At 36.7% G+C, this 10,542-nt stretch carries 14 protein-coding genes; 10 read left to right on the top strand and 4 right to left on the bottom strand.

From position 1 onward, the window contains the following. Nucleotides 1-123 precede the first annotated feature (123 nt). Nucleotides 124-513, top strand: a complete 390-nt coding sequence (locus BW142_RS10060; protein ID WP_024599892.1) for a cytochrome b562 — start codon at nt 124-126, stop codon at nt 511-513. An 84-nt stretch (nt 514-597) separates the two neighbouring features. Further along, on the top strand, nt 598-984 hold the full coding sequence (locus BW142_RS10055; protein ID WP_008170108.1) for an OsmC family protein: 387 nt from the start codon (nt 598-600) through the stop codon (nt 982-984). Nucleotides 985-1,046: 62 nt separating this feature from the next. On the opposite strand, the gene ykgO is transcribed toward BW142_RS10055, so the two are convergent. Together ykgO and BW142_RS10045 are read right to left on the bottom strand one after the other, a co-directional pair. After that, nucleotides 1,047-1,181, bottom strand: coding sequence for a type B 50S ribosomal protein L36 (gene ykgO, locus BW142_RS10050; protein ID WP_002958669.1), 135 nt, complete (start codon nt 1,179-1,181; stop codon nt 1,047-1,049). Further along, a complete protein-coding gene (locus tag BW142_RS10045) occupies nt 1,178-1,444 on the bottom strand; it encodes a type B 50S ribosomal protein L31 (protein WP_024591730.1) in 267 nt (88 codons plus the stop codon). The genes ykgO and BW142_RS10045 overlap by 4 nt, the downstream gene beginning before the upstream one ends. Before the next feature lie 241 nt (nt 1,445-1,685). Here BW142_RS10045 and BW142_RS10040 point away from each other — a divergent pair, with 241 nt between their 5' ends. Then, entirely contained in the window at nt 1,686-1,955 is a 270-nt protein-coding gene (locus tag BW142_RS10040) for a hypothetical protein (RefSeq protein ID WP_007580861.1), read from the top strand. Nucleotides 1,956-2,282: 327 nt separating this feature from the next. Then, on the top strand, nt 2,283-3,245 hold the full coding sequence (locus BW142_RS10035; protein WP_076924785.1) for a sensor domain-containing diguanylate cyclase: 963 nt from the start codon (nt 2,283-2,285) through the stop codon (nt 3,243-3,245). 74 nt (nt 3,246-3,319) lie between these two features. Here the strand turns inward: BW142_RS10035 and BW142_RS10030 are convergent, their stop codons facing one another. Together BW142_RS10030 and BW142_RS10025 are read right to left on the bottom strand one after the other, a co-directional pair. Continuing rightward, entirely contained in the window at nt 3,320-4,360 is a 1,041-nt protein-coding gene (locus tag BW142_RS10030; RefSeq protein WP_076924784.1) for a metal-dependent hydrolase, read from the bottom strand. 107 nt (nt 4,361-4,467) lie between these two features. Continuing rightward, nucleotides 4,468-5,355, bottom strand: a complete 888-nt coding sequence (locus BW142_RS10025) for a LysR substrate-binding domain-containing protein (protein WP_076924783.1) — start codon at nt 5,353-5,355, stop codon at nt 4,468-4,470. 116 nt (nt 5,356-5,471) lie between these two features. On the opposite strand from BW142_RS10025, the gene BW142_RS10020 reads away from it, so the two are divergent. From BW142_RS10020 to BW142_RS09995, 6 genes are all read left to right on the top strand, one after another. After that, nucleotides 5,472-6,644 (top strand): MFS transporter, encoded by a 1,173-nt coding sequence (locus BW142_RS10020; protein ID WP_076924782.1) that lies wholly within the window; start codon nt 5,472-5,474, stop codon nt 6,642-6,644. A 157-nt stretch (nt 6,645-6,801) separates the two neighbouring features. Next, entirely contained in the window at nt 6,802-7,617 is an 816-nt protein-coding gene (gene dkgB, locus BW142_RS10015; RefSeq protein ID WP_076924781.1) for a 2,5-didehydrogluconate reductase DkgB, read from the top strand. Between the two features lie 79 nt (nt 7,618-7,696). Beyond that, nucleotides 7,697-7,984: a putative quinol monooxygenase gene (locus tag BW142_RS10010; protein ID WP_002958660.1), complete on the top strand. Its 288-nt coding sequence runs from the start codon at nt 7,697-7,699 to the stop codon at nt 7,982-7,984. A gap of 440 nt (nt 7,985-8,424) precedes the next feature. Continuing rightward, nucleotides 8,425-8,769 (top strand): hypothetical protein, encoded by a 345-nt coding sequence (locus BW142_RS10005; RefSeq protein WP_076924780.1) that lies wholly within the window; start codon nt 8,425-8,427, stop codon nt 8,767-8,769. A 456-nt stretch (nt 8,770-9,225) separates the two neighbouring features. Beyond that, nucleotides 9,226-9,630: a hypothetical protein gene (locus BW142_RS10000; protein WP_076924779.1), complete on the top strand. Its 405-nt coding sequence runs from the start codon at nt 9,226-9,228 to the stop codon at nt 9,628-9,630. A 138-nt stretch (nt 9,631-9,768) separates the two neighbouring features. Beyond that, entirely contained in the window at nt 9,769-10,533 is a 765-nt protein-coding gene (locus tag BW142_RS09995) for a 2-keto-4-pentenoate hydratase (protein ID WP_076924778.1), read from the top strand. Nucleotides 10,534-10,542 lie beyond the last annotated feature (9 nt).

Raw genomic sequence — 10,542 nt, 5'->3', positions numbered from 1 at the left:
TTATTTTACTACTATTGAATAGTGTAAAGGGGCTTTACACTTAGTTCGCAAGACTTTGAGTAGCAAGTTACTTTTTCTATTTTAATTGATACAATTATCACTCTTTTATTTATAGGGTCTTGTATGAAGAGTTTCTTTTTAATTATGGCGTTACTATTTAGCTCATTGGTTATAGCTGAGGAATCTGTCGATCTTGAAGTAAATATGAAAAATACAGGCCTTGCATATAAACAAGCGGTGCAGGCAACTCAACTTAGTGAATTTAATACTGCGATTGATGAATTTATAAAGCTGGTTAAAGTGAGTAAAACAGGTAAGTTTTACAAAAAACCAGAACAGTCATTGCAGGGCCTTGATAAAGTGATTGCTCAAGCTGAACTTGCAAAAAAAGCAGCAAACGAGCAGGGGCTAAGTGCGGCAAAAGAACCACTGAAAAATATAGATAATTTACGTAAAAAATATCATGAGTTACACGAGCCTCCAGGGTTCTTTGAATTACTGTTCGGTTCATAAACCTAAACTATATGTATCTTTAGTAGCTACTTTCAAGCCAATTGCGTTAGAAGGTATCTGCAGCAATAAATATAAGGAAACACAATGGAAATTTCAGTTTCAATGTTAGAAGGCCAAAAGCAAAGCGCTAAATTTGGCGACCTAGAAGTAATAAGCGATCAAAGTGTAAACGCAGGTGGCAATGCAGAGCATCCAGAACCGTTTGATTATTTTTTAGTAAGTATGGTTTTATGCGCAGGTTTTTATGCGCGTAAGTTTTGCGAGCAGCGTGATATTTCAACGCAAGGTATGACGCTTACTCAAAATAACGAAAATGTAGATGACAACGGTAAAAAGCTATTTTCAATTGAGATTAACTTACCAGAAGGCTTCCCTGATAAATATAAAAAGGCGCTTATTGCAGCCGTTAATACCTGTACGGTAAAAAAAGTAATTCAGGCAGTGCCGGAGTTTTCAGTAGTGGTAAAATAGTCCCCCTAAATTAGGTAGCTTAAGCAAGCTACCTAATTATAAGTTGAGCATCCCCGTTTAACTTATTTCTTTTTCATTCCTTGTACTGCTTTAAAGCGTGGGTTGTTTTTACAAATTACGAATACGCGACCTTTGCGTTTTACAATTTGACACCCCGGACGTTGCTTAGCACTTTTAAGAGAGCTTAATACTTTCATACCTTTTCCTTTTTAACAGTCGATAAACTTTTAAAACGACGATTAAACTGCGCAACGCGGCCATCTGTAGCGGTTGTTTTTTGCTTGCCTGTATAAAATGGGTGCGAGTCACTTGATACATCAATAGGTACGTATGGATATGTATTACCGTCTATTTCTATTGTGCGGCTCGTTTTTATGGTTGAGCCAATAATAAAGTAAGAATCGGCAGCGGTATCGTGAAAAGCAACCACGTGGTAATCAGGATGAATATTTGGTTTCATAATACGCCTCAATAAATGATATGTGATAATGTATCATTCGAATTTAACGTATTTATTTTCCCAATGCAAATTATTTAAATGTTCCTCAAAAAGGCCGTAATTGCTGGCTATTTGCGCAAACAAATCAAAAAATAAGCACTTGAATCAAAAATGCTGGCTATTGGCGTTTAGGCTGTTATAACTATATTTAAGAGTTAAAACGTTAACAAATACGGTTATAAAGTTATTACAGAGGTTATGTATGAGTGACGCAACACAACAACAAGAACAAATTGATCAAGGGGTGATGGAAACCCTAAGAGAGCGCGACCACAGTACCTTGGCGCAACAAGTAAATCCTTTAACCTGCAACCACAATGATATTGTAGAGTTACTAGCAAGATATATGGCACTAAGCGAGCAAGAAGATGATGAGCTGTTTGATGATTGGTTTGATAACCTAACTAAAGAGCAACATACTGTTTTAAAGGTATTTGAAGTTTACCGCGGACAATATGAGCACCAAAATTAAAGTGTTAATTTTTGTATGTATGCCAAATCCAGTGGTTATTTAAATAAAACTAAATAGCCACTACTACTTTTTTATTAAAGAGTAGCTATGTTGTATCAACTACTAATCCCACCTGTTTAAATCATAATTTTTGCGGATTGAATCTTATCTTTATTTAGGCACGACTTACTGATATTTATAAATATTTATTTATTGCTATTTTTAGGTAATGTTCTAATTTGAATAGACAGACTGTTTATAGTTTAAATAAGTTTATTGGATTATATAGTCGAAAATATTCGCTCCAGTTTCGTAATTTATAAAACATTTAAAATTAATAGAGCTTTAATGATTAAACCTGAGATTCCAAATAACGAAGCTGAGCGATTACACGCGCTTAGAGCACTAAAAATTCTAGATACGTCGCATGAAGAGCGATTTGATCGTGTTACTCGTATTGCCAAGCGTATGTTTAATGTTTCTATTTCATTGGTTACTTTGATTGACGAAGACCGCCAGTGGTTTAAATCAAAGCAGGGGCTTGATGCGCCTGAGCTTCCTCGCGAAACCTCATTTTGTGGCCACACCATAAATCAAGACGAGTTGTTAATAATCCCAGATACAGCCCAAGACGAAAGGTTTTTTGATAACCCCTTTGTTACAGGCGATCCTAAGGTACGCTTTTATGCAGGTTTTCCTTTAAAATTAAGGGAAGGAGTCATTATAGGCACTTTGTGCCTTGCTGATAGTAAACCTAGACAACTCAATGATGAAGAAAAACAATTGCTAAGAGATTTAGGCACGTTAGTCGAGCGAGAAATTCAATCAATTCAACTAGCCACAATTGATGAGTTAACAAGAATCTCTAATCGACGTGGCTTTTTAAACCTTGCCGAACATACGCTAAATGTATGTAGGCGAAACAAAGTATCAATGTCGTTTATATTGTTTGATCTCAATAAGTTTAAACAAATTAATGATATTTATGGACACCACGAAGGTGATTTTGTATTAAATAAATTTGCACAAATCATGCTTAGTTCATTTCGTGATTGTGAAGTAATAGGTCGACTTGGCGGAGATGAATTTGTAGCGATGTTAAGCGACTCAGACGAGACAAAAGCAGAGTTTGTTTTACAAAGGTTTGCGCAAGCAATTGCGCATGCTAATAATACCTTAAACAAGCCATACAAAATTGATTACAGTGTAGGAGTAACACACTTTAAACACGATACAGGTAAATCAGTTGAGGATATGATTCAAGATGCTGATGTTGTAATGTATCAGCAAAAAAAGCAGCAATCACTTTAGTGAACTATTTAGTTTAATTGCTGCTTGAACTTCACTTAACTTCCTCATGCTAGTACAAATCTTATAATATGCCGTTATTCACTATTGCAGTCATTTTTTGCAGCGGGTAATGCTAAAGACACATTTGGTTGCCAAATTCTGTTCCATATTTTATGAAGATTGTTTAAGTTTGGTCTTTGACTTATTTTTTCAAAGTTACCAATGCTCACTTCTGAATCATTTTTTTGACCCACTACAAAATTAAACACATAGTTGCACTCCATACCCATACGTAAATCAGAAAGAACAATATTGCTTTGCTGTTGGCGCACCGAATAAAACCCTTTAGTAAACCACTGCAAGCGTTTTATAGCCCATTCATCGCTAATATTATTTAACAGTGAAGGCGCTGTTTGATAAGCCGTTAATGTAACATCGCTGGGCGCGTCAAATACTGATGCATAACCTTCGTAGTATTGTCCGTCAGACATTACAACAATACGCCACAGCAAAGTGGTTAGCGGCGCGGGCGTACTAACATAGGCATTTACTGATATTTGCCTGTTGTTGAGTGCAGTATTTACCTTGTTATCAATATTTACTTTTAAAATTAAAGCACAGAATAAATACAGGCTACTTAAAACTAAGGCGGCTGCATTTATACGATAAGCCGTTGTTGCTTTTATTTTGGGTATTAGTGTACATATTACGCCAATTAATAAAGGAAGCGTGTAAGCGGGGTCAATAATAAACACACTAGAAACCGCAAAGGGGTACTCAGTAAAAGGCCATAGTAGTTGTGTACCGTATACAGTTAGGCTGTCTAATAGAGCATGTGTAGATAAGCTTAAAAATACTAGCCAAAACCACCGCACTTTATAAGTTTGCATTCCCGCGTGTACTTTTAATATTAGCCATACAATGAGCGGGCTAATTAATAAATGTATTAATAACGAATGGCTAAAGCCACGGTGGTAAGTAAATGCTTCTACAGAGCCGCCATAAGGCAAAAATACATCTAAATCAGGGAGAGTGCCTAAAATTGCTCCCCATAAAACGGCTTTTCGACCTACTTTATTGCCTAATACCGCATAACCTACAGCACTGCCTAATGCTACCTGCGTTAAAGAATCCATTTTAATTAATACCTTTAATTACTGCTTTTGTTATTTATACTTTTTTATTATTAAAAAGCGTCAAAAAATCATTTGAAATATTTAATAAGCATATTAATACCCAGAATTTATAAACTAAGCCTAGGCTTTATAAAATCTAAAAACGCTGTAATGCGAGACGATATCGCACTGTTTTTATAATACACGGCTTGTATAATTTCTCGGTTATTAGGTGAGTTAATTGCAGCGGGTAACACTTCAACTAATTTACCTGTTTTTAGGTCATTGCCAATCATAAAGTGAGAAAGTAGCGCAATGCCTTGGTTTGCAATGCACAGCTGACGCACTGTTTCACCGCTGCTTGCGCTAAGCGAAAACGTAAATAAAGCGGGTTTTACTAGCGGCCAGGTGTTTAGTTTAGGGGAGTCACTAAAACCAATTAATTTATGATTTTGTAAGTCATCAATTTGCGCAATTGCTCTGTTATTATTTATATATTCTGGGCTGGCTACAATACGCAACTGGCTGCTGCCAAGTCTACGAGCATGTAAGTTTGAGTCTTTTAAATCACCAATGCGTATGGCTAAATCGGTTTTATGTTCAAGTAAATCAATAATGCTGTCGTGCGAGGTTATATCAAGCGTTATGTGTGGGTATTGCTTAGCAAATTCGCCGATTAAAGGCGTAAGTTGGTGCAATACAAAAGGGCTTGCCGCATCTATTCTCAGCTTGCCACTTGGCGCTTGTTTTAAGAGCTTTATGGCTTCTTCACCGGTATAAAGCGTATTTAACCCTTCGCGCGCATATTTTATAAAGGTATGGCCTTCTTCGGTAAGCTCTAATCGGCGTGTTGTTCTGTTTAGCAAAGTACATTGCAGTGTATTTTCTAGGCGTGATACCGCTCGCGACACTTTAGCCACTTGTTGATCGAGCAAATTAGCCGCTCCCGAAAAGCTTCCGCAATCTACTATCGTTATAAACGTTTCTAAATCTTCAGTTTTTGAATGAACAGCCATAAGTATACCAACACCATCTTTGCATTATTAACAAAAGTATTTTGTCACTAATGCTATTTTTTGCAAACGATATTTTAGCCAAACTACATTCTTCAAATATTAATGAGGATATAACTATGCCATTGGCTTTGTGGGCGCTTACCTTAAGCGCATTTGCAATAGGAACAACTGAGTTTGTAATAGTGGGATTAGTACCCACCATTGCAAACGACTTAGGCGTAAGCCTACCTTCAGCGGGTTTGCTTGTAAGTTTATATGCGGTTGGCGTTGCTATTGGTGCACCGGTGCTAACAGCTTTAACGGGTCGTTGGAATCGTAAAGTGGTATTAATAAGCTTAATGGGCTTGTTTGTTTTGGGTAACTTACTTGCTTGGCAAGCGCCAAGCTACGAAACATTAATACTTGCGCGCATTTTAACGGGGCTTGCCCATGGTGTGTTTTTCTCAATCGGATCGATGATTGCCACAAGCTTAGTAAGCAAAGATAAAGAAGCCAGTGCAATAGCCATTATGTTTACTGGGCTTACTGTAGCACTAGTAACTGGTGTGCCATTAGGTACATGGATTGGCCAACACTTTGGTTGGCGTGCAACGTTTTTAGTTGTGTCGGTATTAGGTTTAATTGCATTAATCGGCAGCTCTATTTTAGTGCCAAAAAACTTAAAACAATCAATACCTGCAACGTTTAAAGAGCAACTACAAGTAATCGTAAAACCGCGTTTATTACTCGTATATTTAATGACGATATTGGGCTATGGCGGCACGTTTACAGCGTTTACTTATTTAGCACCTATTTTAGAGCAACAAACAGGTTTTGCGCCTTCGGCTATTGCCTTGATAATGCTTGTTTACGGTGTATCGGTAGCAATAGGTAATATTTGGGGTGGAAAGTTGGCCGACAAACGCGGCCCAATTAGCGCACTGAGTATTATATTCAGCGCTTTGAGTGTTATTTTACTGATATTTACCTTTACGATGGAATCAAAAATTGCCGCTGTACTTACTATTTTAGTCTGGGGCGCATTTGCTTTTGGTAATGTGCCAGGCTTGCAACTTTATGTAGTAAAGCAAGCACAAAAGCACACGCCCAATGCGGTAGATGTTGCATCAGGCTTAAACATAGCCGCATTTAATATTGGTATTGCACTTGGATCAATTATTGGTGGTAGCGTAGTAGAAAACATGACCCTACAAGATACAGCATGGATAGGCGCCGTTATCTCTGTTTTAGCACTTGGTGTTACACGTTACAGCGGTATGCTTGATAAACGTGAAATTCAGCAAGCGTAAACTATCTTCTGTTAAGGTTGAAACTAAAATTAATGACCTCATACCTGTTATGAGGTCATTAATTTTTAAGTGACAGTTGTAATAAGAAGTAAAAGGTGTATTTCGTAAAGCTTTAGAAGAGCTTGTTTTTAACCGATTATTTTATAAGGATAGAGCCATGACACAACGTGTAATTGAAATGCCAGATTTAGGTATGGGAACATTCCGTTTAGAGGGCGACACTGCCTATAACTCAGTAAAAATGGCGCTCGAAGTTGGGTTTCGCCATATTGATACCGCACAAATTTATGGCAACGAAGAGCAAGTAGGCCAAGCCATAAAAGATAGTAATATTCCGCGCAGTGAAATATTCTTAACTACCAAAGTGTGGAATAACAAATTAAATAAAAGTGACTTTATCCCAAGCGTTAAAAAGTCACTTGAAAAGCTACAAGTTGATTCGGTCGACTTACTGCTAATTCATTGGCCATCGCCTGCTAACGACGAGCCAATGAGTGAATACCTTACTGAATTACTAAAAGCTAAGCAGCTTGGTTTAACTAAACACATTGGTGTATCAAACTTCACCATTGCAAATTTAAACTTGGCTCAGCAAACGCTCGACTCGCGTGAAATATTTACCAATCAGGTTGAGGTTCACCCGTACTTAACTAATACTAAATTGCGTGCATTCTGTGCTCAGCACGACATTCATGTAACAGCATACATGCCATTTGTAGTAGGTAAAGTACTTAAAGATCAAACCATTATCGACATTGCTAAAAAGCACGATGCTAGTCCAGCACAAGTTGTTCTAGCATGGGTAAACGCTAATGGCATGACGACAATTCCATCATCAACTAAGCGTAAAAACTTAGAAGATAACTTTAACGATCACGTTAAATTAGATGATGAAGACATAGCCCGTATTGATGGTCTTGATTGCGGCGACCGCCAAGCAACACCAGAATTTGCGCCGCAGTGGGATCAGTAAACTTACCTCAAACGCAAAGTTAAACTAAATATTCTAAGGTGTAGATCATCTACACCTTAGCTTTTAAAAAGGAATACACATGTTAACGGTTATAGCTGCACTGTCGTGCAAGAATATTGATGCAGATGTCATGCTTACAGCACTTGAAAACTTACAAAAGTCATCGCGCCAAGAAGTAGGGTGCTTACGTTATGAATTATCGGTAAAAAGTGATGATGAACATACAGACTATGTAGTTAGCGAACAATGGGCGTCTGATGAGCACTTTGAAGCGCATAAAAACGAGCCACACTTTAAAGCGTTTGGTACGCAAGTTACTGGGCTTTTGACCAATAGTAGTATTGATGTATATAAATCAATTGGTTAAATTCTTTTTATAGTGCCTATTATTGTATGTATTAAAATACTTAGCTAAATTACATATTGTAAAGTAAATACCCAAACAGGTGCTGTCAACTTACATCACCTTTTATTCTTACACTCCAACCTACTTAAATACTCAACTTCCCCAATATCAATGAAACCTACCAGGACTCTTTTTTGTTAATGTGTAGGCGACGAAATCAAAAGAGGTTTAAATCTTTATTAAAAGTCGTTTTGGTATAACAACCCACCCAAATAAAGAACACATTTAATTTGTTGTTTACATTAAAGTACTCTGGTGTAAATATAGAAACACTCATGGGCACTGTTAAATGCCTTAGTCATGAAAAGTATAGTGATCGATATAACATCAATCACTAGCTGAAACTCACAGCCAAAAAACCTTAATAGCTTTAAGCTGTAGCAATTTATATGGAAATAATAATGAAAAAATTAATCGCAATTATAGCGTTGTTAGGCTTTGTTTCATTTGCACAAGCAAATGATAGTTTTGTAGTGAACGCCAAATTTTATGATAATAAAAACCTAATTGGCTCACCTACTTTAGTTGTAAACTCAAATGAAGAGGCATCAGTTTCAGTTGATAGTTCGTATAGTTTTGCTCTTATAGTAACGCCAATTGATGATTCTACTGTTAGTTTAGCAACTGACCTGAAGCTAGGTGGAAAACACATGGCTCCCTCTTTAGTTGTTGAGCTAGGCAAAGAAGCAAGTATCAACATTGATGGTAAAGGGCTTTCGGTTTTAGTAAGCAAATCAAGTAGCTAATAATACCAACCTGCATAAATCTTTGATCAATTTAACGAATTAAATTGCACTATAACGTCGTTAAAAATTTTTTATTTAGAACAACTAGATATAAAAAATTTTGCCTAGTTCTAGCGTAATTTTCTTAACGTTAAATAGACCCCATATATAAGCAGATTGGTATAAGTTAAAAATTAGGAATGTAATTAATGAGAAACTCAAGAAATGAGATAGTAAAATATGGAGTATCCTTCGGTACGGCCCTAGCAATTGCTATTTCATGGAGTGCTAATGAGTCTGTGTTATGGGCTATTTTGCACGGTTTTTTATCTTGGTTTTATGTTATTTGGCATGTAATTACGCGATAAGTGTTTTCGCGGGTGCACAGATTGATTATGTAGGCTGCGGTCAATGTTAATAGTCGAGCAATTACCATTTAAAACAATTAAGCTAAAAATACAAAAGGAATAATTAATAATGAAAGGCGCTGGTGGAAGCTCTGGTGGTATTGGGCATTTTTTTATTGGTTTAATTATGATGTGCGGTGGCTTTTATATGCTGCTAAACGCAATTTCGGTAACCTCTAATTTTGGACTAAGTTCAAGCATTTATAGTGTTAATGCTTTAGGTGGCTTTGGCGTTACAGGCGGCATGGTTATGATCCCATTTATTTTTGGTGTGGGTCTGATTTTTTATAATTCTAAAAATATTTTAGGCTGGGTGCTATCTCTTGGCTCGTTAACCGCACTCATATTTGGCGTTATATCGAGTGTTCGATTTAGTATGCGAACTATGACGTCGTTTGATTTGATTGTTATTATAATTTTAGCGTTTGGCGGCTTAGGGCTGTTTTTACGATCGCTCAAATCTATTGATACTTAAATAATTACCACGCTTTGTTTTAAATACAATTTTAATTATAGGCATTTAACATGATGTTCTAATGCTTAATCTAATACATTAATAATGTAATCCTTCCTATTTACTGCTTAACCAGTAACGTATTTTAAAGAGATTTATGTGAACAACTCAATACAGCTAAAACTAATTGCTACTCACTTATTAGCACAAAGAGAAGAAAACCCAGCGCGTTCAAACTTTCCTAAAGAGTTAGTACTAGACACGACTGACGATGCGATAGAAGTACAAAAGTTGATGATTTATTTAAATGATCAAACTGTATATGGCTGGAAGTGTATGCTGCCTTTAGATGATGGCTCAATTATATTAGCGCCTCTTTTACATGCACCTATAAAACAAGCTGAAAATTGCCCACTGTATACAACAAATAACAAAGCGCTGATAGAACCAGAAATTGCATTTATTTTACAAAGCGATTTACCAAGTAATAAAACCTATACAAATGAAGACGTAGATACTGCATTTGCCAGCGCCCATTTAGCACTTGAGCTTATTCAAAAAAGGTTTGATGAAGGCACTCCAAGTACTCACATTGAAAAGCTGGCCGATGGTTTATCTAACCAAGGTGTGTATTTAGGCCCACAAATAGATAAAGCCAAAGCGTATAACGCAAATACTGTAAATATTAACGTTAAGCAAACTGAGCTGGAGTTAAACTTGGCAGGTGTGCATCCTGCAGAACTTGCGCAGCTTCCACTTTATTGGGCAGTTAATTACTTATCAGCAAAGGGAATTAATTTAAAAACTGGGCAAGTGTTTATAACAGGCTCATATTGTGGTGTTGTTGAGCTTAATACAGATCAGTTAACCACGGTTAGTTACGAAGACTTAGGGTCTGTTAGCACTACGTTTTTATCAAAGTAAATTTAAACG

Source organism: Pseudoalteromonas sp. EB27, assembly GCF_001974875.1.
In the GTDB taxonomy this organism is placed as follows: domain Bacteria; phylum Pseudomonadota; class Gammaproteobacteria; order Enterobacterales; family Alteromonadaceae; genus Pseudoalteromonas.
This window is presented reverse-complemented; position numbering and strand designations above follow the sequence as displayed.

What these genes read in the sequence shown, in the direction of transcription:
- BW142_RS10010 (WP_002958660.1), top strand. Translation starts at nt 7,697, where the DNA reads ATGTTAACGGTTATAGCTGCACTGTCGTGCAAGAATATTGATGCAGAT.
- BW142_RS10045 (WP_024591730.1), bottom strand. Translation starts at nt 1,444, where the DNA reads ATGAAACCAAATATTCATCCTGATTACCACGTGGTTGCTTTTCACGAT.
- BW142_RS10035 (WP_076924785.1), top strand. Translation starts at nt 2,283, where the DNA reads ATGATTAAACCTGAGATTCCAAATAACGAAGCTGAGCGATTACACGCG.
- BW142_RS10005 (WP_076924780.1), top strand. Translation starts at nt 8,425, where the DNA reads ATGAAAAAATTAATCGCAATTATAGCGTTGTTAGGCTTTGTTTCATTT.
- BW142_RS10020 (WP_076924782.1), top strand. Translation starts at nt 5,472, where the DNA reads ATGCCATTGGCTTTGTGGGCGCTTACCTTAAGCGCATTTGCAATAGGA.
- BW142_RS10040 (WP_007580861.1), top strand. Translation starts at nt 1,686, where the DNA reads ATGAGTGACGCAACACAACAACAAGAACAAATTGATCAAGGGGTGATG.
- ykgO (WP_002958669.1), bottom strand. Translation starts at nt 1,181, where the DNA reads ATGAAAGTATTAAGCTCTCTTAAAAGTGCTAAGCAACGTCCGGGGTGT.
- BW142_RS10030 (WP_076924784.1), bottom strand. Translation starts at nt 4,360, where the DNA reads ATGGATTCTTTAACGCAGGTAGCATTAGGCAGTGCTGTAGGTTATGCG.
- BW142_RS10000 (WP_076924779.1), top strand. Translation starts at nt 9,226, where the DNA reads ATGAAAGGCGCTGGTGGAAGCTCTGGTGGTATTGGGCATTTTTTTATT.
- BW142_RS10055 (WP_008170108.1), top strand. Translation starts at nt 598, where the DNA reads ATGGAAATTTCAGTTTCAATGTTAGAAGGCCAAAAGCAAAGCGCTAAA.
- BW142_RS10060 (WP_024599892.1), top strand. Translation starts at nt 124, where the DNA reads ATGAAGAGTTTCTTTTTAATTATGGCGTTACTATTTAGCTCATTGGTT.
- BW142_RS10025 (WP_076924783.1), bottom strand. Translation starts at nt 5,355, where the DNA reads ATGGCTGTTCATTCAAAAACTGAAGATTTAGAAACGTTTATAACGATA.
- dkgB (WP_076924781.1), top strand. Translation starts at nt 6,802, where the DNA reads ATGACACAACGTGTAATTGAAATGCCAGATTTAGGTATGGGAACATTC.